This is a genomic window from Arthrobacter sp. SDR-2R (assembly GCF_057747955.1).
Genome location: NZ_CM173231.1, coordinates 2,849,414 through 2,875,967, shown reverse-complemented (window position 1 = coordinate 2,875,967; position 26,554 = coordinate 2,849,414). Strand labels below are relative to the sequence as shown.

General features: G+C 62.5%; 26 protein-coding genes and 1 pseudogene. 19 read left to right on the top strand and 8 right to left on the bottom strand.

The features are described 5' to 3' along the window. Positions 1-54 precede the first annotated feature (54 nt). From AC3ANU_RS13355 to AC3ANU_RS13340, 4 genes are read right to left on the bottom strand one after another with little or no spacing between them, the layout of a single operon-like run. On the bottom strand, positions 55-873 hold the full coding sequence (locus AC3ANU_RS13355) for an ATP-binding cassette domain-containing protein (RefSeq protein WP_488314686.1): 819 nt from the start codon (positions 871-873) through the stop codon (positions 55-57). Next, the gene (locus AC3ANU_RS13350) at positions 870-2,636 is read right to left on the bottom strand and encodes a dipeptide/oligopeptide/nickel ABC transporter permease/ATP-binding protein (RefSeq protein WP_488314685.1); all 1,767 of its coding nucleotides are present in this window, start codon (positions 2,634-2,636) and stop codon (positions 870-872) included. Before AC3ANU_RS13350 ends, AC3ANU_RS13355 begins: the two co-directional genes overlap by 4 nt. After that, positions 2,629-3,681 carry an ABC transporter permease gene (locus tag AC3ANU_RS13345; protein WP_488314684.1) on the bottom strand — a complete coding sequence of 351 codons (1,053 nt, stop codon included), beginning with the start codon at positions 3,679-3,681 and terminating at the stop codon, positions 2,629-2,631. The genes AC3ANU_RS13350 and AC3ANU_RS13345 overlap by 8 nt, the downstream gene beginning before the upstream one ends. 17 nt (positions 3,682-3,698) lie before the next feature. Further along, entirely contained in the window at positions 3,699-5,276 is a 1,578-nt protein-coding gene (locus AC3ANU_RS13340) for an ABC transporter substrate-binding protein (protein ID WP_488314683.1), read from the bottom strand. A 294-nt stretch (positions 5,277-5,570) separates the two neighbouring features. Here AC3ANU_RS13340 and AC3ANU_RS13335 point away from each other — a divergent pair, with 294 nt between their 5' ends. The 9 genes from AC3ANU_RS13335 to AC3ANU_RS13295 all read left to right on the top strand — a co-directional run bounded on the left by AC3ANU_RS13335 (position 5,571) and on the right by AC3ANU_RS13295 (position 13,783). Beyond that, positions 5,571-6,203 (top strand): RraA family protein, encoded by a 633-nt coding sequence (locus AC3ANU_RS13335; RefSeq protein WP_488314682.1) that lies wholly within the window; start codon positions 5,571-5,573, stop codon positions 6,201-6,203. 47 nt (positions 6,204-6,250) lie between these two features. Then, entirely contained in the window at positions 6,251-7,600 is a 1,350-nt protein-coding gene (locus AC3ANU_RS13330; RefSeq protein WP_488314681.1) for an MFS transporter, read from the top strand. Positions 7,601-7,692: 92 nt separating this feature from the next. Next, positions 7,693-8,499, top strand: a complete 807-nt coding sequence (locus tag AC3ANU_RS13325) for a LamB/YcsF family protein (protein WP_488314680.1) — start codon at positions 7,693-7,695, stop codon at positions 8,497-8,499. A gap of 43 nt (positions 8,500-8,542) precedes the next feature. Beyond that, complete coding sequence (locus tag AC3ANU_RS13320) at positions 8,543-9,322, top strand: carboxyltransferase domain-containing protein (RefSeq protein ID WP_488314679.1); 780 nt, start codon at positions 8,543-8,545, stop codon at positions 9,320-9,322. Next, positions 9,306-10,355 carry a 5-oxoprolinase subunit C family protein gene (locus tag AC3ANU_RS13315; RefSeq protein ID WP_488314678.1) on the top strand — a complete coding sequence of 350 codons (1,050 nt, stop codon included), beginning with the start codon at positions 9,306-9,308 and terminating at the stop codon, positions 10,353-10,355. Before AC3ANU_RS13320 ends, AC3ANU_RS13315 begins: the two co-directional genes overlap by 17 nt. Positions 10,356-10,484: 129 nt before the next feature. Next, complete coding sequence (locus AC3ANU_RS13310) at positions 10,485-11,288, top strand: SDR family oxidoreductase (protein ID WP_488314677.1); 804 nt, start codon at positions 10,485-10,487, stop codon at positions 11,286-11,288. Positions 11,289-11,362: 74 nt separating this feature from the next. Then, the gene (locus AC3ANU_RS13305) at positions 11,363-12,532 is read left to right on the top strand and encodes a pyridoxal phosphate-dependent aminotransferase (protein ID WP_488314676.1); all 1,170 of its coding nucleotides are present in this window, start codon (positions 11,363-11,365) and stop codon (positions 12,530-12,532) included. A 6-nt stretch (positions 12,533-12,538) separates the two neighbouring features. Next, positions 12,539-13,153 (top strand): TetR/AcrR family transcriptional regulator, encoded by a 615-nt coding sequence (locus tag AC3ANU_RS13300; RefSeq protein WP_488314675.1) that lies wholly within the window; start codon positions 12,539-12,541, stop codon positions 13,151-13,153. A 30-nt stretch (positions 13,154-13,183) separates the two neighbouring features. Continuing rightward, positions 13,184-13,783 (top strand): TetR/AcrR family transcriptional regulator, encoded by a 600-nt coding sequence (locus AC3ANU_RS13295; RefSeq protein ID WP_488314674.1) that lies wholly within the window; start codon positions 13,184-13,186, stop codon positions 13,781-13,783. Between the two features lie 34 nt (positions 13,784-13,817). On the opposite strand, the gene AC3ANU_RS13290 is transcribed toward AC3ANU_RS13295, so the two are convergent. The 4 genes from AC3ANU_RS13290 to AC3ANU_RS13275 are packed head-to-tail and all read right to left on the bottom strand — an operon-like array spanning position 13,818 to position 16,388. Next, entirely contained in the window at positions 13,818-14,324 is a 507-nt protein-coding gene (locus AC3ANU_RS13290) for a hypothetical protein (protein ID WP_488314673.1), read from the bottom strand. Position 14,325: 1 nt separating this feature from the next. Further along, positions 14,326-14,535, bottom strand: coding sequence for a hypothetical protein (locus AC3ANU_RS13285; protein WP_488314672.1), 210 nt, complete (start codon positions 14,533-14,535; stop codon positions 14,326-14,328). A gap of 19 nt (positions 14,536-14,554) precedes the next feature. After that, complete coding sequence (locus AC3ANU_RS13280) at positions 14,555-15,610, bottom strand: L-idonate 5-dehydrogenase (protein ID WP_488314671.1); 1,056 nt, start codon at positions 15,608-15,610, stop codon at positions 14,555-14,557. Position 15,611: 1 nt separating this feature from the next. After that, entirely contained in the window at positions 15,612-16,388 is a 777-nt protein-coding gene (locus tag AC3ANU_RS13275) for an SDR family oxidoreductase (RefSeq protein ID WP_488314670.1), read from the bottom strand. Between the two features lie 453 nt (positions 16,389-16,841). Between AC3ANU_RS13275 and AC3ANU_RS13270 the strand changes: the two genes are divergently transcribed. The 10 genes and pseudogenes from AC3ANU_RS13270 (at position 16,842) to AC3ANU_RS13225 (ending at position 26,279) form a co-directional block, all read left to right on the top strand. Then, the gene (locus tag AC3ANU_RS13270; RefSeq protein ID WP_488314669.1) at positions 16,842-17,048 is read left to right on the top strand and encodes a hypothetical protein; all 207 of its coding nucleotides are present in this window, start codon (positions 16,842-16,844) and stop codon (positions 17,046-17,048) included. Positions 17,049-17,617: 569 nt separating this feature from the next. Further along, a complete protein-coding gene (locus AC3ANU_RS13265; protein WP_488314668.1) occupies positions 17,618-18,631 on the top strand; it encodes a hypothetical protein in 1,014 nt (337 codons plus the stop codon). Positions 18,632-18,812: 181 nt separating this feature from the next. Next, positions 18,813-19,562, top strand: coding sequence for a hypothetical protein (locus AC3ANU_RS13260; RefSeq protein WP_488314667.1), 750 nt, complete (start codon positions 18,813-18,815; stop codon positions 19,560-19,562). 28 nt (positions 19,563-19,590) lie between these two features. Further along, positions 19,591-20,487, top strand: a complete 897-nt coding sequence (locus AC3ANU_RS13255) for a toll/interleukin-1 receptor domain-containing protein (protein ID WP_488314666.1) — start codon at positions 19,591-19,593, stop codon at positions 20,485-20,487. A gap of 141 nt (positions 20,488-20,628) precedes the next feature. After that, positions 20,629-21,773 (top strand): IS3 family transposase gene (locus AC3ANU_RS13250; protein WP_347887693.1). Its coding sequence is split into 2 segments (ribosomal slippage): positions 20,629-20,905 and positions 20,905-21,773, totalling 1,146 coding nucleotides; the frame shifts between segments, so codons are not numbered across the junction. 93 nt (positions 21,774-21,866) lie between these two features. Continuing rightward, positions 21,867-22,073 (top strand): annotated as a pseudogene (locus AC3ANU_RS13245) (ABC-three component system protein); the annotation flags it as partial. Between the two features lie 19 nt (positions 22,074-22,092). Next, the gene (locus tag AC3ANU_RS13240) at positions 22,093-22,593 is read left to right on the top strand and encodes a three component ABC system middle component (protein WP_488314665.1); all 501 of its coding nucleotides are present in this window, start codon (positions 22,093-22,095) and stop codon (positions 22,591-22,593) included. Continuing rightward, entirely contained in the window at positions 22,593-23,678 is a 1,086-nt protein-coding gene (locus tag AC3ANU_RS13235) for an ATP-binding protein (protein WP_488314664.1), read from the top strand. Before AC3ANU_RS13240 ends, AC3ANU_RS13235 begins: the two co-directional genes overlap by 1 nt. Continuing rightward, the gene (locus AC3ANU_RS13230; protein ID WP_488314663.1) at positions 23,659-24,534 is read left to right on the top strand and encodes a DUF3732 domain-containing protein; all 876 of its coding nucleotides are present in this window, start codon (positions 23,659-23,661) and stop codon (positions 24,532-24,534) included. Before AC3ANU_RS13235 ends, AC3ANU_RS13230 begins: the two co-directional genes overlap by 20 nt. A gap of 89 nt (positions 24,535-24,623) precedes the next feature. Next, on the top strand, positions 24,624-26,279 hold the full coding sequence (locus AC3ANU_RS13225; protein WP_488314662.1) for a hypothetical protein: 1,656 nt from the start codon (positions 24,624-24,626) through the stop codon (positions 26,277-26,279). Positions 26,280-26,554 lie beyond the last annotated feature (275 nt).

Sequence of the window (26,554 nt, the reverse complement as noted above, 5' to 3'; positions counted from 1 at the left end):
TGACCTGTGTGGTGTGGGTTTGGCGGCGCCCCGGTTCGGCAGGGCTGACGAATTCTAGGCGGCCTTTTTGCGTTCTCCGATGTCGAAGCCGGGGCCGCCGGGGACGGAGTCGATGAGCTTGCGGGTGTAGGGGTGCCGGGGGTTTCCGTAGACGCTGTCGACGTCTCCGATTTCGACCACTTCGCCGTGGAAGAGCACCATGATCTCGTCGCTGACGTGGTGTACAACGTCCAGGTCGTGGGAAATGAAGGCCATGGTGAGGTCCAGTTCGGTGCGGAGCCGGCTGATGAGGTTCAGAATCTCCGCCTGGACGGAGAGGTCAAGGGCGGAGGTGATTTCGTCGGCGATGATCAGTTTGGGTTCAACGGCCAGGGCGCGGGCGATGGCGATGCGCTGGCGCTGACCGCCGGAGAACTCGTGCGGGTACCGTCCGGCCACCTCCGGGTCGAGGCGGATGGTGGAGAGCCAGTGCGAGATCTTGACGCGGTGGAGCTTGGGGTTTGAGCGCACGGGGTCGATGGCCTCGGCGAGCGTTTGGCCGATGGTGCGGCGGGGGTTCAGCGAGGAGTAGGGGTCTTGGGGAATCATCTGGACTTCCCGGCGCATGGCCCGGCGCTGGGCGCCGGTCATCCGGGCCACGTCCTGGCCGTTGATGGCGATGCTTCCGGCGCTGACCGGGTTCAGGCCGACGATGGCTTTGGCCAGGGTGGACTTTCCCGAGCCGGATTCGCCCACGATGCCCAGGGTTTTGCCTCGGGTGACGGCGGTGGAGACACCCTTGAGTACCTTGACGGCTGAGTGTCCGGACCCGAAGGTGACTTCAAGGTCCCGGACTTCCAGGACCGGCACTGCGGGTGTTGGAGGAGTCGTCATGGTTGGTCTTTTCCTTCCGTGGCAATGCGGTCCGGTACATCCTCGGGAATTTCGTCGTAGGTGAAGTCCTCGGCGCGGACGGAGACGAGTTCAGCTTTGCGTTCGGCGATGCTTGGCGTCGCGGCGAGCAGCGCCTTGGTGTAGGGATGCCTGACGTTGCCGGCAGCGAGTTGTGCTCCGGTGAGGCGTTCGAGGATCTTCCCGCCGTTCATCACGATGACTTTGTCGCAGAGGGCCTGCACCACGCCAATGTCATGGGAGATGAACAGCATTGCCGTTCCCATTTCCCTGTTGATGGTGCGGAACTGGCGAAGCACGTCCGCCTGTACGGTGACGTCCAGTGCCGTGGTGGGTTCATCGGCAATGATCAGCCGGGGATCTGTCACCAGGGTGGAGGCGATCATAGCCCGCTGGAGCATGCCGCCGGAGAGCTCGTGCGGATGTTGGTTCATCCGCTTCTCCGGCTCGGTGATGCGGATATCCGCGAGTGCTTGGACCATCTTGGCATAGGCCGTCTTCCGGGGCTGGCGAAGGTGGACCCTGCTGACCTCGGTCAGCTGGGAGCCGATCTGCAGGGCGGGATTGAAGCTGGTGCCCGGATCCTGGTACACCAACCCGATGGAGGTAGCCAGTGTCCGGGGGTCGTTCTTCTCGAGCAGGTTCAGTTCGCCCAGCCGCATGGAATGAGCGGTGACGACCAGTTCTTCCGGGAGGAGCCCGGCGATGGACATGGCGGTGAGTGACTTGCCGGAGCCGGATTCGCCCACAAGTCCCACCACTTCACCTGCATGGATGCTGAGGGATACGCCTTTGACCAGTGGCACCCCGTGCGGGGTGCTGACGGTGAGGTTGTCCACCTCCACCAAGGCTTCACGATCTGCCCGGAGCGAGGCCGGCACCTCGGAGGCCGCTCTGACGCTGCCGAACTTCCGTCCGCCGCGTGGATCGGTGGCAGCGGCCAGGCCGTCGCCGATCAGCATGGCACTCAATCCTGCCAGGGTGATCATGATGGAGGGCATTACCGCCTGCAGCGGTTGGGAGTAGATATTCACGAGTGCTTCGTTGAGCAGCCGGCCGAAATCGTAATCCGGGTTTTGGACACCGAGGCCGATGAACGAAAGGCTGGACAGCTCAATGAGGGTGGTGGCAAAGACAGTTGCTGTGAGTACCAGCAGCGGCTCGGCCATGTTGGGCAGCAGATGGCGGGTGATAAGCCGGGGACCGGGCACGCCCAGCAGCCGTGCCGTGGAGACGTAGTTCCGCTGCGAGATCGAGGCGGCCATGTTCGCTGTGAGCCGTGCGAACGCAGGAATGCTGGCAATGGCAATCGCCAGGACGGCAGAGCCGGCACCTTGGCCCAGGATGGCCGCGATGAGCAGCGCGAAGATGAGGCTGGGGTAGGCCACGGCGGCATCAATGACCCTGAGAACTGCATTGCGGATCTTTGACGGCGCCAGCCAGATGAACGTGCCGATCAGCACGCCTCCCACGACGGCGATCACCGTCGTGGCTGCAGTCATGAGCAGCGTGAGCCGGGTGGCCACGAGGGAGCGTGCCAGGACATCCCGGCCGAAGTCGTCGGTCCCGAGCAGGTGCACCGGACCGGGCCCTTGGGATGCGTCGGGGGTCAGCTTTTCGGCGGCCTCGGTGAGGAACAGTGGCGCCAGTACGGCTACCAGGACCATGACGCTCATGAGTCCGATGCCGAGGATGAGGCCTGTTGTCCACCGCATGCGGCGTTTAGCGCGGCGCTGTTCAGCCATGGGACTTTCCCCCTCCGAGGGTACGTGGATCGATGATGCCGAGGATGACGTCCACCAGCAGGTTGAGGATGATGGCCAGGAACCCCAGGACCAGGATGATGCCCTGGATGACGGGGTAGTCCTTGTTGATGATTGCCGTGACGATTTCCTTGCCCAGTCCGGGCCAGTTGAAGACGTTTTCGATGATGACCGCCCCGCCCAGCATGCCGGCAAGGATCAGGCCGGCGAGGGTGAGGGTGGTGGTCATCAGGTTGGGCAGGGCATGGCGTGCGTAGAGCCGCAGGGATGGCAGCCGCCAGCCGCGGGCTGTCCTGAGGTAGTCCTGCTCCAGGACTGTTGCTGTTTCGCGGCGCACCACGCGGGCGATGGAGCAGATGGGGGCGATGGAGAGGCCGACCACCGGCAGGATCAGGGAAGTGAGGGTCGCGGCACCCGCTGCCGGGAGTACCTTGAGGGTGATGGCAAAAACCACCACCAACATGGTGGCAACGACGTACTGCGGCACAGCCTGGAAGAAACCGGTGAGCATACCGAAGGACACATCGAGCCACTTCCGCCGTCCGCCGCGCGTGAGGATGCCGACCGCCATTCCAGCGGGAACGGAGAGCAGCAAAGTGACCAGGATGCCCAGGATGGCGATCTCCGCCGTGAAGGGAAGCTTGGTGGTGATGATCGAGGACACTGAGGTGCTGTAGGCGAAGGACTCGCCGAGGTTTCCGGTCAGCAGGTGCCCGACGTACTGGATGAACTGCAGGTGCAGGGGCTGGTTCAGTCCCAGGCTTTCCCTGATTGCCTCGATTTGTTCGGTGGTCGCGTCGGCCCCGGCAACGGCAACGGCCGGGTCGCCGGGGAGAAGCGGCACCATGAAGAAGGTTACGACGACGAGCAGCGCCACGGAGAGAAGGACACCGCCTGCGCGGCGAAGGGCATAGGCGGCCCAGGGGGAGAGCCCCCGGGAGCCGCCCCGGGGGCCTTTGGTGGCCCCCGGGGTTTGGCTCTCTTCAAGGATGAGTGTTTCCTTGGAGAGCATTGTGGGTTCGGTCATCGTGGAAGAACCTTTTCCTACTTGGTGATCCGCAGGGTGCCGTAGTCGACAATGCCTGAGGGTGCCTGGATGGAGAATCCGGGGCGCTGGGCAACGATCTGCGGTTCGCCGACGAACGGATAGATGTCGTTATCCTCCAAGGCGCTGATCTGGGCCTGTTCGTAGGCTGAGCACCGTTGGGTGTCATCGGTGGCTGCCTGGGCGGTCGAGATGTCGGCAAGGATGTCGGCGTTCTCGCCGCCACCGATGTTGCGCCCGCCCTTATCGGTGGGGACACCGGCGATGCGGGTCAGCGAGGCTGCCACCGTGCCGACGAAGTTGGCATCGCCCTGCACGGTCATGTCCCATGTTTCCGGTTTGGTCTGTGTCATGGTGGCCCAGGTGCCGTTGTCCACGAGATTCAGGTCAACCGTTGCACCCGCGGCGCGGAGCGCCTCCTGGACATAGGTGCTGCCGGCGCCGTTCGGGCCGATGCTGGTGGTACCCACCATCTTGAAGGTCTTGCCGGCGAGCACGGCTTTGGCGGCCGCAGCGTCTTCCTTGGTGATGTGTGAGCTGTCCTTAAGCGCGCAGGCGACCGTGGGGGCGACGATGGAATTGTACGTGATGCCCTTGTTGGCGTATGCCGCGGCGTTGAAGGCCTGCTGGTTCATCAGCTGGGCTACGGCCTTGCGGAGTGCAGGGTCGGTGAAGGGGCTCCCGGGCCGCTGGTTGAAGAGTAGGAAGATGCCGGCGAACGGCACGGTGGTGACGGTGTAGTCTTTGTTGCTTTCGAAGCGGGCCGTATCTGCGGGGGCGATGTCGGAGACGTCCATTTCGCCGGTAAGGAGCTGGTTGGCGACGGTGGTCTTGTTCACGCCGGGGAAGAACCGCACGGTCTTGGCAGGTGTGCCCTCGGGTGCCTTGGACCACTTGGGCCAGGCTTTGTAGTCCTGGCGGAGCGTCATGTCGTAGCTGACGCCGTGGCTGGCTTTCGTCAGGGTGTATGGGCCGGAGAAGGCCCCCTGTACGGAGCCTTTGGCCAGGCCGTCCAGGTCAGCGAGCCCCGCAGGACAAATGATGCCGGTCTGCGCCAAGGTCAGGCCGCCGATCAGCTCGGACCAGGGCTGGGCCAGCTTGATCGAGACCTTGCCTGAGGTGTCATCGGCGGTGATGGTGGGCTGGCCGGGGCCAAAGACCAGCTTGCCAAAGTTGTTCTTGGTGGCCGGATCCGCGAAATAGGTCAGCGACTTGGCCACGATGCTCGGCGTGATGGCGGTACCGTCCGCGCAGGTCGCGTCCTTCCGGATGGTCAGCGACGCATCCGTAGCGGTAGAGGTCCAGTCCGTCGCCAGGCCGCCAATGAATTTTCCGTCAGCGTCCCGGCGGACCACGGTGTCGAAGAGGAAACGCGCCACCTCGTAGTCGTCTTTCGCGTTGGCCTTGGCGGCGTTAAACGTGGTGGGGTCCGCATTGAGGGCGGTCCGGATGGTGTCCGTTGACGGGCCGGCGCTGCCGCCGTTTCCGCCGGTACTGGTGGTACCCGTAGTACAGCCGGTCAGCAGCAGCGATGCAGCCGCCGCGGCTGCGGCCAGGGTCGTAGTTCGTCCGTGCATGGTGTCTCCTCGGTACAAGGGGAATCTGCGAGAAAGTTCGCGAATGAGAAGAGTTTCTCTTATCCCTCCTGTCAAGTCAACGGGAAATTGTGAGCTGACACACGCTCGTTACCTTGGCCTGCAGGAATTTACATGCCGGCAACAAAGCCTTGGACTTATTTCCCGCAGCAACAGTGGACCCCTTGACGAATCTGCAAACAAACGCGAAACTTTTCTCATATGTGATTGCCGCCTCATTTGATCCTCCTGGATCGGGAGTCGGCGTCGTCCGTACCAACAAAGGTGACAACAACCATGGCAACAACCCTCGAACTCACCGTCCGTAAGGCCACCTGGACCCGTCCGCCAAGGGAGCTGGTCAAGGCCTTCGAAGCCTTCCCGGTGGCCAACATCGGCGACGCCATGGAACGCCTGGGCATTGTCGACGGCGGCATCAGCGCCGTCTGGTCCGGAGCCCACTGCGTGGGTTCGGCGCTGCCGGTCCTGGGCGCGGCGGGCGACAACGCCGCCGTGATCGAGGCCCTGAACTACATCCAGCCCGGAGATGTGGTGGTCATCAACGGTTTCGGCCACGAGCACCGCGCCTTGGTGGGCGAACAGCTCTCGCAGCGGTTTGAGGCCGCAGGGGCCACCGGTGCGGTAATTGACGGCTACATCCGTGACCGCCACACCATCACTGAAATCAAGTTCCCGGTGTTCGCCCGGGGTGTAACCCCCGCCGGCCCGTTCAAGAATGGCCCGGGCGTGATCGGCGAACCCGTGGCCATCGGCGGCATTGTGTGCGCCGCCGGTGACATCGTCGCCGCAGACGATGACGGCGTCGTGATCATCCCGCAGGCCCGCGCCGCCGAGATCCTCGAGCGCGTCATTGCCGTCGCCGCCCACGAGGCGGAAATGACGGCCGAAGTCACCCGCGAATACAGCTAATGCGCTATCCCGGCGCCCTGAACCAGCCCTAGACTGAAAGAAATCCAATGACTACTGCATCGACGGACTCAGTGGAACTGAACACCGCACAAATCAAGGTCGTCACCGCCGACGGCAAGGTGGTGCGCAAGGCGACTTTCGCCGGCACCATGGGCTCCTTCGTGGAGTGGTATGACTACGGGATCTACGGGTTGTTGACCACCTACCTGGCCATCAACATCATGGGTTCCAAAGATCTCGGATCCCTTCTGCTCACGAACGTTGGCTTCCTGGTCAGCTTCCTGGCCCGCCCGTTCGGGAGCGTGATTTGCGGTTTCCTGGGCGACAAGCTGGGCCGCAAGAACCTCCTGGCCGTCCTGCTGCTCCTGATCTCGGGCGCCACGGCCTGCATCGGCCTCATCCCGTCCTCGTCCGTGATCGGGTGGGCGGCCCCGGCCCTGCTGATCCTCTTCCGGATCCTGCAGGGCTTCTCGGCCGGCGGCGAGGTGGCCGGCGCCATGGCGTTCGTGGGCGAATACGCCCATAACCGCCACCGTAACTTCGCGATGAGCTTCATCGCCGTGGGCTCCTTCTGCGCCTTGCTTTTCGGCAGCGCACTTTCCGCCGTGCTGATCACCACGTTGGGTGACGCCACCATGGAGTCCTGGGCCTGGCGCATCCCGTTCCTCTTCGCGCTTCCGCTCGGCTACGTGGGCTACTACATCCGCTCCAAGATGGAGGACACCCCGCATTTCGCCGCACTCCGGGAGCGCAACGAAGTCGAACGCAACCCGCTGCGTACCGTCTTCTCCTCCAAGCGCCACTTGAAAGCCATCGCGCTCACCATCTTCCTGCCCGCTCTGAACGGTCCGGGCTACTACCTGCTGTTCGCCTACATGCCCACCTACCTCAAGACCCAGCTCGGCACCGGGAACAACTTTTCCATGGTGCAGGCCTTGATCGTGACCGCCTTCAGCCTGGTCGCCATCATCGTCAGCATTCCGTTGATGGCGCGCCTTTCCGACCGGATCGGCCGCAAGCCCGTCCTCGCCGGCTCGGCCGTCCTGATGGCACTGGTCTCCTATCCGATGTTCCTGATGATCGTCACGGGAAACATGCTGCTCGCCTGCGTGGCAACCGTCGTTCTGGCCATCGCATTCTCCGGTCACGCGGCCGTGGTGCATACCGTCCTGACGGAAATGTTCCCCACCACCGTCCGCTACAGCGCCTACAGCATCGGCTTCAGCATCAGCACCATCATCTTCGGTGGCAGCGCCCCACTGGTAATGACCGAGATCATCAAGGCCACCGGCAACAGCATGGTCCCGGCCTACGCCTCCATCGGCACCGCCATCATCACCCTGGCTTCGGTCTTCTTCCTCAAGGAAACCAAGGGTCAGCCGCTGGCCACCCACTAACAAAGACACGAACGACGGCGGCCTGCCGCCATTGCCGTCAGGCCGCCGTCAACGGACCATAAGCAGCGCACCACGAACCATCAGGAGTCACCTTGGGCATCAATTCAGTCGCCGTCGTCGCGGACCTCGGCGAAAGCTACGGAAACTACACCATCGGCGACGACGAGGCCCTCCTCGGCCTGGTTACCGCCTCCAACATCGCCTGCGGCTTCCACGCCGGGGACCCGCGCGTGATGGACGCCACGGTCAAGGCGTGCGTGGAGCGCGGCATCGAACTGGGTGCCCACCCGGGCTACCCGGACCTTGTGGGCTTCGGCCGCCGCCTCATCGAAGCCAGCGAAGAGGAAATCCGTACCGACGTCCTCTACCAGATCGGTGCCTTGGATGCATTCGCCCGGATCCACGGCGGGAAGATCAGCCATGTGGCCCCGCACGGCCGGATGGGCAGCATCGCCCAGACGGACGCCAAGCACGCCCGCGCCATCACCGACGCCATCAAAGCCTACGACCCCTCGTACATCGTGATCTGCCAGAACGGCCTCCTTGCGGATGAATCCCGAAAGCGTGGCCTTGAAGTGGGCTACGTGTTCCTGGCCGACCGCGGCTACGGCGAGGACGGCATGCCCGTCTCCCGCAACACCGAGGGCGCCCTGCTCCACGATCCTGAAGAGATCGGCCGCCGCGTGGTCCAGGTAGTCACGGAAGGAACCGTCCGTGCCGTCACCGGCAAGGTCGTTCCGCTGGGCCACGACGCCGATGTGGTGCTCCTGCACGGCGACCACCCGCAGGTCCTGGAAAACGGTACGGCCCTCCGGGCGGCCCTGGACGAAGCCGGAATCAACGCAACAGGCCTCCAGGAAGTCCTCGCCGAGAAAGCAAAGGCCGCCTCGGCAGCCTGATCCACAGTCCCGGCCCCCCCGTCAGCACCACCGAGCAGGAAACATGACCACGGAACCCCCGCCAGCAGCCACCCTCCGCCATCCTCCTGGCGTTGAGGCCGAACCCTTTGGGGATTCGGCACTGATGCTCAGGATCGCCGACGACGACGCCGAGGTCCGGCGGGCAGGCGCCAGGCGGCTGCGGGATATCCTCCTGGAGGTGCGCCCGTTCGGGGTGTTGAACCTGGTGGCGGGGGCAGAATCCCTCCTCGTGGAGTTTGACTGCCTCGCAGTCAGCCACGGCCAGCTCGCCCAGACAGTCCGGCTGGCGGTGGCGGGTATGGGGCTCCTGGACAACGGCCCGGCGCTCGGGGCGAACGACTTCGTTATTCCTATGGTGGTTAGCGGGCAGTTCTCGCCCGACCTGCCGGGCGTGGCCGATGAGCTGGGGCTCAGCCCGGAAGCGACGCTGGAGGCATTCACCGCCTCTACGCTGACCATCAATCTCCTGGCAGCGGCCATGGCGCCAATGATGGCCGGCGTGCAGTTCCCCGGCCAGGTCAGCCGGTGTGCCGAGCCCCGGACCGATGTTGCCCCGGGGTCGGTGATGGTGGCCGGAACGAGCGCCATCATCCAGCCTTTTCCAGGACCCAGTGGCTGGAAGGTCATTGGCCGCACGCCACTGACCATCTGTGACATCCATGAGGATCCGGCCACATCGTACCGGCCGGGGGACCGCGTCCGCTTCGAAGGAATCCCGGAGAGCCGTTGGGCTGAACTTGCAGGCCGGTTCCTCCGGCCCGCAAACAACCAGGAAGGAGGCCTGCGTGGCAGCGAAGCCTGACCAGGACGTCACCCTCACCATCCACGAGGCCGGCTGGCTGTCCACCTTTCAGGACCTGGGCCGCGAGAATTCCGAGTATCTGGGCGTCCCCTGCGGTGGCGCAGCCGACCAACACTCGGCGGCCACGGCCAACATCCTCGTAGGGAACCGGTGGGGGGCTGCACTGATGGAAACCATGGGTGGCAGGTTCGCCTTCACCCCCTCCCACGACGCCTTCATATCCGTCACCGGGACACCTGCCGATCTGACCGTCGGGGGAGTACCGGCGCCTATGTGGCAGCCGGTCTGTGTTCCTGCCGGCACCCGTGCCGTCATTTCCAACGCGAGGGACGGGATGCGCAATTACCTGGCCTTCAGCGGGGACCTGGATGCGCCGCGTTTTATGGGCAGCGTTGCTCCGGAATCCAGAATGGGCTTCCCGCAGCAGTTGGCGGCAGGCCAAAAAGTGCGACTCTCCAGCCAGTACCGGGGGTTTAGCCAGCCTTACCTGGGCCAGCCGCTGTTCCGCCTGCCGGTTTCCGTCCCGGATTTGAGTCCCAGGGTCTGGACCGTGGATGTGGTGGAGGGCCCGGAAACGGACAGGACGCCGGGCATCAGGGAACTGCTGCAGGGCAGCCTGTACACCGTGGGTGGGAAATCCAACCATGTAGGCCTCCGCCTGGATGGGCCGGTGATCCACCCCGAAGGGCTGGGGGAGATCATCTCGCATGGTGTCCCGATCGGCGCCTTCGAGATCCCGCACGGCGACGAATTGATTATCTTGGGCCGCTCGCGCACCCTGACCGCCGGCTATCCCATCGTGGCCGTGGCGACCAAGGCGTCCCTGCCGCTCCTGGGCCAGGCCAGCCCGGGACGGAAGATGACCTTCCGGTGGGTAAGCCAGGAGACCGCCGTCGAGCGGTGGCGTGAACAGCAACGGCTGCTCTGGCAGCTGGACGAACGTGTGCGCAGCCTGTTCTCCGCCGTCGGGCTTCCCCTTGCCCGCGACGCGCAGGCCGCGGAAACAGCGGCGCCCGGCACGCAGGCCGCCTGAACTGTTGACGCACCCAGTTTCAAATGAGAAACTATTCTCAAATCTAATCATGTTCTTGTTTTGGCCGGGTTTCCGGCTCCCACCTGCCGCGCTGCCTCACTGGAGCGCGCCGGACGAAAGAGATGCACCATGGAGCTTCTGAACGGCAAGGTCGCCATCATCACCGGCGCGGGTACCGGTATGGGCAGGGAAACCGCCCGGGTCCTCGCAGCCGAAGGCGCTGCGGTCGTGCTTGTCGGACGCCGGCAGGATGTGCTGGAGGATCTGGCTGAAGAAATCCTGGCAACCGGCGCCAGCGCCTATGTGCGCACCGCGGACATCGCCACCAAGGATGAAGTGGAGGCCCTGGTGGCCTGGACGCGCGAAACCCTTGGCCCCGTGGACATCCTCATCAACAACGCCGGCAGTGCCAGCAAGGTCCTCAACGTCCGTTGGATCCCCGAGGAGGAATGGAACCAGGTCCTGGACGTGAACCTGAACGCCGTATTCCTGCTCACCCAGGCAGTACTGCCGGACATGCTGAGCCGCAACACCGGAACCATCATCACCGTCTCGTCCCTGGCCGCAGTGACCCCGAACCTGCTGGGCGGCGCCGCGTACGGGGCAGCGAAGGCGGCGGTCCGGAACTTCATGACCTACCTGCACACCACCTTCCGGAACGACGGATTGCGCGCTGTCACCATCCTCCCCGGTGAGACGGCCACGCCCATCCTGGACAACCGCGCCCGGCCGCCGCACCAGGAGGAACGTGAAGCCATGGTCCAGCCCGAGGACGTGGCCCGCGCCATCCACCTGGTCGCCACGTTGCCGCAGCGCACCGTAGTCCAGGAGCTGGTCATCGCCCCTACCGTGCAGCGGGACACCTCAGGGGATATCGAGATCAGCCGCTGGACGGGCGCGCCCGAAGAAGACCTTCCCAAAACCACCGCATAGCCGCGGCCACCACAGCAGCCCCCCCATTGATCTAAAGCCTCCCCCAAATCTTTCCTGTCTGAAAGGACACCTTCGTGACCACACCTGCAGCTCCCAGCGTCCTCAGCTTCCCGCCGTCGGAAGCCGTCCAGCGCATCCTCCGGACATCCTTGCGCGTCCAGCAACCCCAGTCCAGCGGTGACCTGGTGTCGCTGGCCATGGGTGAGCCGGACTTCGACACCCCGCAGCAGGTACGCGACGCTGCCGCCCAGGCGCTTCAGGACGGCCACACCCACTACTCCCCGCTGCTGGGTGAACCGGCCCTGCGGGATGCCCTCGCGGTGAAGATCGGCGGCCTGCTGGGCGCCGGTGTCAGCACCAGCGACATCCTGGTGACCCAGGGCGGCACGGCAGGACTGGCGGCCGTCATCCTCGGCACCGTGAACCCGGGGGACAAGGTGGTCATCCCGGATCCCACCTACTCGCTGTACGCGGACCTGGTGAGCATGGCCGGTGGCACGATCGTGCCCGTACCCCTGGCCGAGGGCCTGCACTGGGACCTGGATAAGCTGGCCGCCGCCCTGGTCGGCGCGAAAATGTTCGTCTTCTGCAACCCGTCCAACCCCACCGGCATCGTCCATTCCCGCGCCGAGCTGGACGCCCTGGCCGAGCTCGTTGCCGGCACCGACATCCTGGTGCTCTCCGACGAGGCCTACAGCGATCTGGTGTACACAGCTGAGCCATTCACCTCCGCCCTGGAGGTCGAGGGTCTGGCGGGCCGGACCATCTACTGCCAGACGTTCTCCAAGAGCTACGCCATGACCGGCTGGCGCGTGGGCTACCTCTGGGGCCCCGCCGACGTCATCGCGTCCGCCGCCCGGGTGCACAACACCTTCAACGGCTCCATGAACACTGCCGTGCAGCTGGCCGCGCTCACCGCGCTGCAGACCTGCGGGCCGGACATTGAGCGGATGCACGCCTCCTACGCTGGCCGCCGTGAGTTGATGTACAACGGGCTGAAGGAAATCCCGGGCCTGACGGTCAGCTCGCCCGAGGGTGCGTTCTACCTTTTCCCCAGGTACGACGCCGACCTGCCGGCAGCGGACATGGTGGCGCACCTGCGCAGCCATGGCGTGGCCGTCCGACCCGGCAGCGAGTTCGGCCGCAACGGCGAGCACCATCTTCGGCTCTCCTATGCGGCCAGCGCCGACGCCATCACCAAGGGCGTGGAACGGCTCGCCGCCGGCTTCGCAGCCCTGAAGTAGCCACCCGTGGCTGCCACCAGCGCCGCTCCCGGGTTGCGCAGCGATACGCTGCGCAACCGGAAGCACATCATCCGGTCCGCCGGTCGGCTGTTCGCCGAGGGACGGCAAGCCACCATGGCCGATATTGCCCGCGCTGCCGAAGTTTCCACCGCCACGGCTTACCGGCATTTCGCTTCCGTGGACGACGTCCTTGCCAGGTTCCGGTTCGATGTGGGCAGCGAGCTGCTCGAATACAGCCGGGAGCAGCACGCCACAGGGTTGGAACTGCTCCGACTGGTGAGCACCAAGTGGGTGGAACTGGTAGTGGCCCATGGCAAGGCGATGGTTCACACCAGGTCCGGCGAAGGCTACCTCGCCCGCCTCCGCACCGGTGCCACCCACCTGACGGTCCAGGCGGACGCCCTCAGCCCGGCGCTCGGGGACACCTGTAGGGACCTGGGCGTGGATAATCCCGGCGACGAGGCAATGTTCCTGTGGAACGTCCTGTTCGATCCGCGCGAGATCTTCGACCTGATCGAAACACTCGGTCTTTCCCCGGAGGACACGGCGCGGCGCCTGGTCGCCACGCTGGTCGGAGCCCTGAAAGGCTGGTGCGGCCCGGACGCCGGTCACAGGCAATAAGCTTGGAACGCAACAGAAAGGGGCTGGGGAGTGCGAAGCGACACCCAACGAAACCGCAGGGAACTCATCAATGCGGCCGGGGCCCTTTTTGCCGCGCGCCGCGGGCCGATCAACATGACCGACATCGCCAAACACGCCGAGATTTCCACGGCCACTGCCTACCGGCATTTCGCCTCAGTTGAGGAAGTCCTGGCGGAGTACCGCTTCAACGTGGGCCAGAAGCTGCGGGACTACAGCCTTAAGCAGACCACGGGCGGACTCGAACTACTCGAAGCCGTCAGCCGCAAATGGGTGGACCTGGTGGTCAAGCACGGCGGCGCCATGCTCTACACCCGTTCCGGCGAGGGCTATCTCGCCCGGCTCCGCACCGGTGCGTTTTACCTCACCGTCCAGGCAGAGGCACTGCAGCGGCCGCTGGAGGAAGCCTGCACCGAACTGGGATTGAGCCCGCTGGGCGACGAGGCCATGTTCCTCTGGAACATTCTTTTTGACCCCCGCGAAATCCTCGACCTGATCAATACTGTCGGGCTGTCCAGGCAACAGGCCAGCGAGCGGCTGGTCGCGGCCCTGTGCGGCGCCCTCAAGGGTTGGGACCAGGACAAAACAGGCCGGACAAAACCCGCCGGCTGATCTGTCGCCAGTTTCTGCCTGCCCGGGGAGCGGACTAGTTTCGCTCGGCCAGCCGTACGCTTCGCAAGGTGATTCCGCGCATCTCGCGCCGGATGATCTCTGCAGGAATGGCCGCCAGGGATGCAACCTCAAACAGATCCAATTGGCTTGTCTTCAGGGCCATCACCGTCAGTGACCGGCGGCGCGCCTCCAGCTCCGACTTGCGCTCGATGCACCCGGACAGGGCCTGGGCATTTCCCCGTATCGCCGTGATATGCGCGGCAGCGGACCAGCCGGCAGGCGCGAGGTCCTTATACCCCAGGCCGAGCCGTCGTCGAACGTCGACCTTCTTGGCACCGGCAGCTTCAGCGAGGGCGGGCACCGGGACGCGGTCCGCGAGGGCTTGGGCGACACTTTCATTCAGGCGGCTGAGGGCGGTGCGGATGCTGCTGTCCGCCTGTGCGATGTGCTGCCTGTTCATAGCAAGTTCGTCGCGGAGCTTTTCCTGGTCGATGGGTTCGAAGCGGCGCCGCCGGCCCGCCCGCACAGGCTGGACGGCCACACTAGTGCCTTTCCGCGTCCGGGTCGAGGACCCACACCACGGGGGCGCCGTCGAACGGCGGCATAACGCTGCCCTCGAAGAACAGCTGGCTGTTCTGCCGGTCGCCGACCGGGTTCCACGTGCCGCTGACGGGGCAGTGGGTTCCGGTGCGTGCGGTCATGGGCAGGGACGTCCGGCAACGTTGGGCGGCTGCAGTGAAGGTTGAAATCATGGCGGGGCTCCTGGTGGCGTTATTCGTTGCGGAAGGAGATAAGCACCTTGCCGGACTTGGTGGCGTCCTTGGCGAGGTCAAAGGCCTCGAGGGCCCGGGTGGAAGGGAATTCATGGGTGACCACCGGATCCACGTACAGGGAACCGTCCGCAAGGGCGGCCAGGACCTCGTCGATCTCGTCGTTGAAGCGGAACGAACCCACCAGCTGGAGTTCGCGGGTGATGGCCAGGGAAATCGGGACGGGCTGGTCACCGGATGGCAGGAGGCCCACCATGACTACGCGCCCACCGCGCATGGCACCGCGGAGCGCCGATGCGAGCCCACGGTGGTTGCCGGAGGATTCCAGCACCACATCTGCCTCGACGGCCGCGATGGCGTCCGCATCGGTGGCGAGGATTGTTCCCGTGGCGCCCACCGCCGTCGCGATCTTCAAGGGTCCTTCATGCATGTCGACGGCGGTGATTTCCGCGGCGCCTGCACGCTTGGCGACGGCAACGATGAGGCTGCCGATGGGACCGCTGCCGATCACGAGGACGCGTTTGCCGACGACGTCACCGGCCTGGGCGACGGCGTGCCAGGCAACACTGGCTGGTTCGGCGAGTGCGGCCGAGCGGAGGGAAAGCCCGTCGGGGAGGGGCCGGAGCATCCTGGCGGCCAGCACAGAGTAGCGGCTGAAGGCGCCCTGGGTGTGCGGGAAGCGGGCGGCGCTGCCGAGGTAGGTGCACCCGGGGGAGAGGTTGGGACGGTCTTTGGGGTAGCGGGCGCCCGTACCACCCGGGGTGGCAGGGTGTACGGCAACGTTGGTGCCAACCGCGGGACCGGTGCCATCTGCGGCGGCCTGGACCACGGTGCCCACTACTTCGTGGCCGAGCACCAGGGGAGCGCGGAGGAGGGATTCGCCTGCGGCGCCATGAAGCCAGTAGTGCAGGTCCGAGCCGCAAATGCCGCCATAGGCGATGTCCACCACGCCCTCGTGGGGTTGGGGAGCTGCGTGGTCAATGGTTTCGATCCGGAGGTCGCCGACGCCGTGGACCACGACGGCGGGGCCGGCTGTGTTCGTTGCTGTTGTTGTCATCTCAAACCACCGTTGTCATTCCGCCATCGATGAAGATGGTCTGTCCGTTGACGTAGTTCGACGCGTCCGAGGCGAGCCACGTTACCGGCCCGGACAGGTCGTCCACGGTTCCCCAGCGGCCGGCCGGGGTCCTGCCGAGGATCCAGGAGTTGAAGGACTCGTCATCCACCAGGACCTGGGTCATCTCGGTGTGGATGTATCCGGGGGCGATGCTGTTGATCTGCAGGCCCCGGGATGCCCACTCCGCGGTCATGGCGCGGGTGAGGTTGCGCAGCCCGCCCTTGGCTGCCGTGTAGGCGCCGATGGTGGGCCGGGCCAGGTCGGATTGGACGGAGCCGATGTTGATGATCTTCCCGCGATTGCGCTCCAGCATCCGTCGGGCGGCTTCGCGGCCCACCAGGAAAGCGCTGGTGAGGTCGGTAGCGAGCACCCGGTTCCAGTCGGCGATGTCCAGTTCCAACAGGGCGACGCGGTGTTGGATACCCGCGTTGTTCACCAGGATGTCGAGCGGGCCGTAGGCCGCCTCGGCATGGGCTATCCCTGCCGCCACCTCGGTTTCCGAGGTGATGTCGAAGGAAACGGCGCCAACCTTGTCCGCACCGAACAATTCCGCCAGTTCCTTACGGCTGGCTTCCAGCCGTGCCGGGTCCAAGCCATGGAGCACGACGGCGGCTCCAGCCTTGGCAAGGCCCGTCGCCAAAGCCTTCCCGATACCCCGGCTTGACCCTGTTATCAGGGCCCTGCGCCCGGTCAGGTCAAAGGGAGATGGGTGGTCCATGAAAGTGCCTCTTCTCAACATCTGCTGCGGGTGCTTGTGGTGTTCTATGCCGCACACTGAGCCTACGACCCAGCCCGGACAGAGTCAAGAATAATTTCTCATTTGCGATTAAATTATTGTTTTGCTCTCTTTGATGCGGGTGTTCCTGCTGACTCTCCAGCAATGGAGATCGAACAGGTCCCATGAACGTGCGCCTGCCGCTGCCTCCGCGTGGGGCGTAATGGCTGGAGCACGCCCTCGGGGCCGGCGTCCCGGGGCCTGAGCCATGGAGGCATTCAATGCGCGTTCTCTTGCCAAAGAAGACCCGTTCAAGAGGAGTGGCTACGACGGAGCCCCGGCCCAGGAACGGAGGAGTGCGCCGAGGCCGTCCCCACCACTGGTTTGGCCTCACAGGAGCAAACCTCCCGAAGCGGGATTCCTAGGGGGTAGGGTTGCCTAGCCGACGAAGGAGTCATGATGAGCTACAAATATCGAACTGTTCGGGTTCGCGGTACCGAGCTGGTTGGAACAATTGCCAGGAAGCATGGGGGCGCGGCCGATATCTACGAAACGTCCAAAGATTTGAGCACGTCAGTTGTTCCGGTGTTCTTCGAAGCAACGGGCGAGATCCGCTTCTTCGACAGGTCAGTGCTTGAGGACGTTGTGGCACCAAGCACCTAGCCCGACGCATATCGGCCGGCCACGCCGGCGCGGTGTGGGGGACACATTTCGGGGGAAGTGGGGGCGTGGACAATGTCCACACTTTCGCCGTCGAAGTGGGTCGGACACCGGTTGGACTGCCTCCGATTCCGCATGTTTCCGGGAGCCTCCACTGTTTGCTAGGGCTGGAATACAGTTCGAGTCCCACCTCGGGCACAGTGTTTTCGCAGGTCAAGGGCCTGTTTCCTCTTTGAGTGTTGACAAAGCTTGACTTTTCGGAAGTCGTCATGTGTGACACGCGCGCCTCTGGCAAGGGGCGCTGGATCGCGCAGCATCCTCTGCACCTGGCGGACCAGATGTTCCCTTGGGGGCGCACCCGAATCCCTCCCTAGGTGAAAGCTGGAACATGCTACGGCTCATCAACGGGACGGTGGGCCGGTCCCTGCTCGGGCTACGAGGGCGGCCAGATGCATATACCCGGCGCGCACGGCGGAGTGCTGTTCCTTGACGAGGCGTCAGATCTAGGACATACCACGCCAACGGTCAACGCCAGATAGAGCTTGTCGCTGCCATTGGATAGCGTGGACGCCATGCGCGCCATCGATCTTGAAGCCAGAGTGATTTCCACCGTTGATCGGATACGAGCCGGACAGTCCGTGGAGAATGATTTCATCGAGTGCAAGAGAGACTGGCCTAAGGAAAACAAGGCGCGTCAGTTGGCAGGCAGCCTAAACCGGGCGGCAGGCGATCCGGTCATCTACATCATCGGCATCGATGAAAAGGACGGAGCGGTCCACGATGTAGCTGGGACCGACATTCTCGACTGGTGGGCGCAAATTACGAACAAGTTCGACCACACGCCTCCTGAGATGACGCGTCACATTCACGTTCCGGTTGGTCCCAATGAAGAAAGCGTCGTAGCCGTTGCTATCGCTTCCGACCGCGCTCCGTATGTGGTCAAGACTGGTTCTGCCAACCCGAGCCTAGAGGTACCAATGCGAGAAGGTACGGGAACTCGGAGCGCCCGACGTGACGAGTTGCTCAGAATGTTGATACCGAGCACTAGGCTGCCTGAAGTAATCGCACTTCAGGGTTTTCTTCGCGCCACATATCGACCGGAGGTTCGGAGGGCCACTCCGCAGGGCCGCTCGGAACGACAGGAAGAGGCGCTAGTTTGCAGCGGCAACCTTCGCGTCTTCATCGCCCATAACGGGCGCGAAGCCGTAACGCTTCCTACGCACATCATGAGGGGACGGCTTTGGATAGGTGATGAGGCTTTCGCAACGAAGGTAGGGCCGCAGGTGCTCGATAAAGATAAACAGCCGGACCCCTTAGCCGCACCCATTACGACTAGGGAGGCCATCACAGTTACTACGTCGGGTGCGGTCACTCTGGGCTTCGCATCGAAAAACATCCCGCCACACAAACGTCAGATTCTCCGGAGTAGCCCGTCGCTGAAGTTGGATATCGATCTAGAGGTATTAGGTGCTGCTAGGCCTGTTCGACTAACTGTCGATATGCACCAGGAAGATGGCCACCTGATCAAAACTGAGTATGAAGAAGCGCTCGGTAAGTGGGTAGTCGAACAGGCTGGGATTTTATGAGTCATTCCGATGACCACTACTCAGTGGGTGAGCCCTGTGTTAAATCGTGGGGCGCCGAGTCTCTGTTTTTTTGATTCTGTGAGTGGCTTCTTGCTGAATCCCGCCACTCTTGATGAACTGCGCTGGTATACATACCTCACTCCTGACGAGCTGGATGATGAAACCTTGCTACAGTCCAGAAATGACGACTGATCTCACCCCAGCAGCCCATAGACTTAATGAAGTGTGTCGTTCCATCTTTGGCGATGAGTCGCGGTGGATAACGGCGGACGGCTATCCGGATAGCCTAGCCCTTTCAATCATTGATTCCATCTACTCCACGGGCTCGAAGTATCAGGCCGTCATCAATGTTGTGAACGAATACCGGGCCTACAGGAAGGCCGAGGGTGGAGACGCCGACCGAGACGGAACCGCCGAGCTGCTACAGACTTTCAAGGCGGCAGGAGGTAGCGCTGGCTGGGCGGAGATGGTCAATAATAGGAAGCCGTCCCACACCAAGAAGAATGCGCCGCTAAAGCTTGAAATCATCCGGCGCGCGGCTGCGCTGCTGGAGGAGGAAGATTTTCAGATCACCACGCAAGATGAACTGCGTGCGGCCTACGCTGACGAAGCGAGCCGAGAAAAGTTGAAGGATGCCTGGCTGGGGCTGCCCAGCCAGAAGTCGGGAGTGACCTATAACTACCTTCTGATTCTTGCCGGCTTTCAGTCCGTAAAGCCCGACCGGATGGTTATCCGCTTCGTGGCAAAGCACGCGGGACTCGACGCAAAGAAACTGACGCCGATGGAGACCGCCGATCTGATCCAGCAGGTGGCGGAACTTTATCCGACCCAGCCGAGGCGGCTGGACCACGTGATCTGGCGGCACGTTTCCGGGCGGGAAGTATTCAAAGCGGACGAGCTGAACCAAGGTGACGTTGGTACCCTTGGCTGAGCAATTCAGTTGAGGATGGGGAAGTGTCGTGAAGGTTTTTATTAGCTGGTCCGGCGAGAAATCTAAAGACTTCGCGATCCAGCTGCGGGGCTGGCTTCCCCATGTACTGCAGAATCTTCAGCCGTGGGTTAGCGACATGGACATCGATTCGGGCACGCTCTCTATGGCTGAGATCCACCACCAGCTCTCAGACACGAAATACGGCATCATTGTCACCACAGCAGAGAACCAGGATCGATCGTGGATCAACTACGAGGCCGGAGCGCTTTGGAAGTCGGTAGAGGGAGACAGCAATGTTGTCCCCATCCTGATCGATCTCGACTTGGCTGATCTCACAAGCCCACTGAAGAACTTCCAGCTTAGGCAGCTCAAGAAACCCCAAGGGCGGAAGTCTGAATTCAAGAAGCTAATTGATTCTCTCAATAAGGCACGTTCCTTGCCCGTTGCCCAGAACATTCTGGATGAGGCCTTCAACTACCACTGGGGCAAGATGGAAGACATCTTCGCGCGCATTGAAAAGAACGATTACGCCTATAAGCCCGAGATGTCGCCGACGCAGTTACGTCTGGAGGACATTCACCAGCTGGTCTTGAAACTTGATCAAAACTCTCGTGCGACCTTTGACGGTGTCGAAAAGCTGCTGGAACGGGGAGACAAAAAGGGCGGCCTTACTATCACCGCAGCGGCAGAGGATGGAAGTCGTCCAGCCCGGTTTGAAAAGATCATCAATGACAGCCTCATAGCCCGAGGTAGCTGGGACCGTGCCTTTGTCAGAAGAGTCGACAAAGAGCACTACGAGGTGTATTCGGCAATGCGGATTCCCGATGAGGTCAAAGCGGCGGTAGAAGAAGTCAACTCGGACTTGCCCTACTGGATCAACTTTTCGTACTTGTTGTCCTACTCGGAGGATGGGCCCGACGCCTAGACTCACCCGCCCTCTCTCAGCCCGGAAATAGCCGAGAGAACGGCCTCTGTTCCTAGCTGCCGGCAACTGATGCCAGGGACTGCCCCCGGTTTTGTTGACTCCTTGACCTAGCGAGCTTGTGCTCGTGGAAGGATGTTGACCATGCCCACGGCTTATGGGGCGGAGTTCCGCCAGGATGTTATTGATGTAGCCCGCAAGGGCGAGGCGCCGCTGACGCAGATTGCCAAGGATTTCGGGCTTTCGGTCACGACGCTGAAACGGTGGATTGCCATCGCCGAGCGCAAGGAATCCGGGGCCGGCCCGGCCGCGGCGGAGTCGGCCGAGATGCGCGAGCTGAAGAAGCGGAACCGCCTGCTGGAACAGGAGAACGAGATCCTGCGCCGGGCAGCCGCCTACTTGGCAAGGGACATCAACCCAAAATGATCTACCCGCTGGTCACGGATCTTGCCGCCGACGGAGTCCCCGTGGCGGTGACCTGCAGGGTGTTGGGATTCAGCAAGCAAGGCTATTACCGGTGGAAGGCCAGCCCGGTGACGGACCGGGACTGGGTCGATGCACACCTGGTCAACGCCGCTCTGGACATCCACGCGGACGACCCGGCATTCGGGTACCGGTTCATCGCCGACGAACTCCCCGAGAAGGGCATCACGGCGGGCGAAAACAGGGTCCAGCGCCTGTGCAGAGACCACGGCATCTGGTCGGTGTTCTCCAAGAAGCGTGGCCTGAACCGGAAACCAGGACCGCCGGTCCACGACGACCTGGTCGAGCGGGACTTCACCGCTGAGGCGCCGAACGAGCTGTGGCTGACAGACATCACCGAACACCCCACTGCAGAGGGGAAGCTCTACCTCTGCGCGGTCAAGGACGTCTATTCCGGCAGGATCGTCGGCTACTCGATGGACCCACGGATGAAGTCCTCGCTCGCCGTCGCCGCACTGGAAAACGCCGTGCGGACACGCCGCCCAGCCGGAACCGTCGTGCACTCGGACCGCGGATCCCAGTTCCGGTCCCGCCGCTTCGTCGAAACGCTCCGGCACCACGGGCTTACAGGGTCTATGGGCCGGGTCGGCGCGTGCGCGGACAACGCCGCAATGGAATCCTTCTTCTCGCTGCTGCAGAAGAACGTCCTGGACCGCCAGCGGTGGCTCACACGCCAGCAACTCCGCCTGGCCATCACGACCTGGATCGAGCGTACCTACCACCGCCGGCGACGGCAAAGACGGCTGGGAAAACTCACGCCGATCGAATATGAAACAATCAACCGGACCGCGCTCACAGCGGCCTAAGACCCCGAGTCAACAAAAGCCGGGGCAGTCCCGTCTCTCACTGAGGAGTGGAACCGTGTATTCCTCCCGCTCGGGGAACCCGCCGACGAGGTCGGAGCCGATGCTGCCGAGGCGCGACGTGAGGCTCGGGAGCGTTATGCCTCAATGCAGCAGTGCAGTCTTCCAGAAATCCGTTCAGGAGTAAGGTCTGGGTATCTGCCTCTGGGCTCTCTTCACATTCTCGCCGACCGACTTGAGATCGGCTGGCACCGGGACTGGATCGACCTCATGCGACATCGGCTCGCCGAGGCCAAACCGTGAGTGGATTTAAGGAATCTGTATGAGTGCTCAAACTCTCGGGCCCGGGTTTGGTTCTGAAACAAGCGCGTTGTTTAATCCCGCATTCTGTTCAGTCCTGCTCCACAACGCCTGCAAGGGGTACTCCGAGAAGGCGGACGCTCCTATGCCCATCACTATTGCTTTCCTTCTGTTGCCCACCGCTTTGCATAGGCCGACACGGGAAGCGCTTCCAGGGACTACTGCTACGTCAATGTGGAGCTGGCTTCGAGAGAACCCGGTCCTCGTTATGGACCTCCCTGATAGAGTCCGGGGCTTCCGGCCATTCACCGCCGCTGCTATCACTTTTGGGCTCCGGCATGCAGTTTTGTCAGGAACGCACGATGGTCTCGCCGCAGGCACTGTGGGAAGACGTCCGCGTACGCTTCACCCCACAGCCGACTGGAATAGCTGCCTTCGGGCAGCCAAGTTTCTCGGAAAGTGGTTCGGAGTATCTGACATCGATGAAGCCAATACGCTCGCACACTGGGGAGTCCAACCGTAATGCAACTCGACGCACTACTTCTCTACAACGCCGATGGCGGGATACGGGAAATCCGATTCCGGCCCGGCACACTCAACATCATTACTGGAGAATCCGGTACGGGGAAAACGAGCATCATCGGAATCCTCCGATTCCTGCTCGGGGGTGACAGCCCCAATGCACCCCTCGGGCCAATTCAAAACACGGTCGCGTGGTACGGGTTGCTCGCGCACGTTGGCGACACTTCGTTCTTCATCGGCCGACCTGCTCCTCCGCACGGCGTGAGTAGCTCGCAAGTTATGCTCACCATCGGTTCGCTGGAAGTCCCGACTTTCGCTGAACTAGTAGTCAACGCCAACACGACCGACCTGCTTGACTACCTCGGTGGTCTAATTGGCATTGAGGAGAACCTCCACGTACCGGGGGAGGGGCAGACCCGCCGTGCCCTTGCTGCTAACTTCAAGCACGCCCTGTACTACAGCTTCCAAGGCCAGGGAGAAATCGCCAACCCCGATCTGCTTTTCCACCGCCAGAATCGTGACTACCAGAAGCAGGCGATCCGCGACACTTTCCCGTACTTTCTCGGCGCCCAGGGAGCAGACACTCTCCGGAAGAGGGAGAAATTATCAGAACTGCGTCGCGATATCCGGCGTCATACCCGCAAGCTCGACGAAGCCCGGGAAGCGAGAGAACTCGGTGTGGGCCGCGCAGCTGGGCTCATTGCCGATGCACGAGCTAGTGGTCTTCTCTCCTCAGATGTCGTCCCTAGTGATGCAGGGGAGGCCCTTGAGCTCTTATCGCGAGTTCTCTATCCGGTTTCGTCTATAGCGGATGCCGAGTACGTTGATGATCAGGCCGAAACAGAACGCCTGCTGGCGCGTCGTGTTGCGCTCAGAGATTCTCTGCGCGAGATAAACGACAAGATTCGAGGCTTGGAGGAGTTTGCTCGCGTTGATACTGAATATGGAGCCGAACTAAACGAACACCGCGTTCGGCTTGCTTCGATTGGCCTTATCCCTGACTCAAACGACCCCGCCGCGGCGTGCCCCGTATGCCAGCGCACTCTTGTTGAGGACGCTGACGCTCATGGCGCCATCACCAAATAGCCTTGGTCGTGTTGCCCGGCGAATTGAGCTCGCCCAGAGGGATCAGCCTAGGATCAGCGAAGCCCGCACGGAGCTGGTCCAGGACCGGAATCGGACGAGGGCGGAGCTCGCAGACGTTGACGGAGCGCTAGATGAACTTGCGCTCACAGATGACGCTCGAGCAGGAGCAGGGAAGTTTTGGGATCAGCAGAGCTTCGTTCGAGGTCGCATTGCCCAGCATCTTGAAACTACCTCACTCGATCGCGACGACACGATGTCGGCGTTACTAGAGCAGGTCGCGACTCTCCGCGACCAGGCCGAGCTGCTCACTGAGGAGCTGGATCCTGATGCGCTTCGTTCAGCGGTCGATTCCGTTCTGAACATAGTCAGTCGCAGAATGACGCGACTTGCACAGGCCTTTCCACTTGAGCACTCTGAGCACGGTGTCCGTATCGACCCCTACCGTCTGACGGTGGTTGCCGACACTCTACGCGGGCCGGCGTACATGGACGCCGGAGCCATTGGCAGCGGAATGAGCTGGGTCGGGTACCACCTAACGGCCTATCTGGCCCTGCACGGCTACTTCATCGAAGCCACCAGACCGGTTCCACGATTCATCGTGCTGGACCAGCCCAGCCAGGCCTTCTTTCCACGAGACCGCAAGACTGGAGGTGACTTAGATGAACTGTCAGATACCGACCGTGACAACACCCGCAATCTCTACAAGATGATGTACGACGCCACATCTGAGCTCAATGGAGAGCTGCAGATCATCGCCTTCGACCATGCTGACTTCAGCGACCCATGGTTCCAACGTTCAATCATCGAGACTTGGCGAGATGGAACCGCGTTGATCCCTCGGGAGTGGATTGAATAGCAGGCACCGCTGGGTGTCGCGCCTGAATATCCAGATGAGCTCTGTGAGGCACTTAGGATTCGGAAAGGAACCACGAAGAAGAGAGACAGATGGGGCAGAGGCAGTCGGGACCAGAATGGGCGGCAGAAGAGGAACGGCGACGCTTCTGTGAGGAAGAGCGGCGGGCTCTCCCGTCCGCTGTCACCGAGGGAATTGTTGATGTGCTTGCAGGCAAAGCCAGCCCGGAGGAGCGCGAAGCCGTATTAGCCCGAGTGGGCGATTACAGGGACAGGTCACGCCGAAGGGCCGAGTTTCTCCTTGGAATCTTGGACAGTGCCACCGCTTTGGACATGAAGGCTCTTGAGCGAGCGATGGCGAATTCATCTGCAGCAAGGTATGCCAGCAGCGCCGGATTCAACCGGTTTCACTGGATTCTCGCGGTTTCAGGGCGAGGCGCCGATAGGAATCCGGAGAACGTTCAGAGGTTCGCTGCTGCTTGCGGCGCGTGGTTGGCCACTTCACGAATAATCTGGCAGGTCGCTGACATCGACAAGGGCCTTGCGCGTGGAGTTCAGGTGAACCCGTGGCAGGAGACACAGAGGCGCATGTGGTCGGTTGATGTGCACTTCCGTTGGGTTTCAGAACTCTTCTGTAGCTCCATGGCTCGTGAGATTGAGAGCAATCGAACCAAGTACGGCGGCTTGGAATTGGTTAGTCAGCGGGCCGTCACGGATCTCTTCAAGTGGGTTGAGGCATACGTAAATAGGGTGGATCGGCAGGCGGCCGGGGAAGCAGTCGGGGCAGTGCCATCGCCTTCCCCGTTCGCTCGCCCACTGGTGGAGGCCTTGGCGGTGAAGGGCGACGAGTACCGATCCAAATCCTTCGAGGAGTTAGTGGATACGCTCGAAATTGAGGCCTATCCGTTCGTCAAGGTCGGAGGCATCCTCGCGCCGGTGGCAGTGCGAGAGGCGACATACAAGGTTGAATTGGCCCTCCTCAATCTGGCCCGCAGTCTCCTCGCCGACAACAAGGACCGCTCCGACCTTTTTGAGAATGCAGTGATACGGTCCCTCCGTCAGGTCCTACCCCCAGGAATCGACCTTCCGCTTGCCCCTGTCTTTATCCCAATCCCCGAGACAAAGAACAAAGGTGAAACGGACTTTATCTTCCGGGACTCGTCAGTGCATACGTTCATCGGTGAATGCAAAGCCATGGCTGCCGTCCAGACGCCTGGCACCGTCATTCACACTTTCACGGACCATGTGAGCAAGGCAGCGACACAGCTCAAGCTACGAATGGATGCGGTCAGACGTGGCGGTGGGGTGACAGTCGACGGGTTGACCTGGGCTGCCCCGACCAGCAATGTGTACGGAATAGCTGTGCCCCTCCATTCCTATGGAGGCGCTGTTTGGAACCACGAATGTCTTCCTCACGGCGATGTAGATCATCCGGATCTTGCAGTTATTCCAGTCCATCAGCTCCTTGTGGTCGGACGAGCGATGGAAGACGCCGATGATTTCGGTGAGTACATCCGATTTCGGAGCGCGCTGTTCGACCTCAAGCTGGAACTTCGGGATGAGCTCGATATTCTCGCCGCCTATATTTTCAGCGACGCCGCCACGATCAGGGCCATGATGGAAGGCGCTCCAGAGCACGGGATGCGGGTCATTCGTGCATATGGGGTGGAACTTGAGACGGCTGTCAGTGACGTCATGCCGACCTCCGCTCAGGCATGGCGACGTCGGCTGATACGAACGTTAATCTAATGTCCGTAGCGAGTCACTGTCCTTCTAGGAGGCGCCAGATGGCGACTTCCCCCGATGGATTGCGACAGTTGCGGAAGCTCCCCGGTACGTCGTACTCTCGTTGCCCCGCTGACGGTCTTGTTGCTGTGGATCAACGGATATCGCCATGACTTCACCACAGATGAGGGCTTTGACCTCGTGGTCGGCGTCGCTGCCGGCAACACTGAACTGCAGGAATCCGCAGGCCTGATTTCCGGGCATGTAATCCCACGCTAGGCCAGCCTGAACCGTCAGGA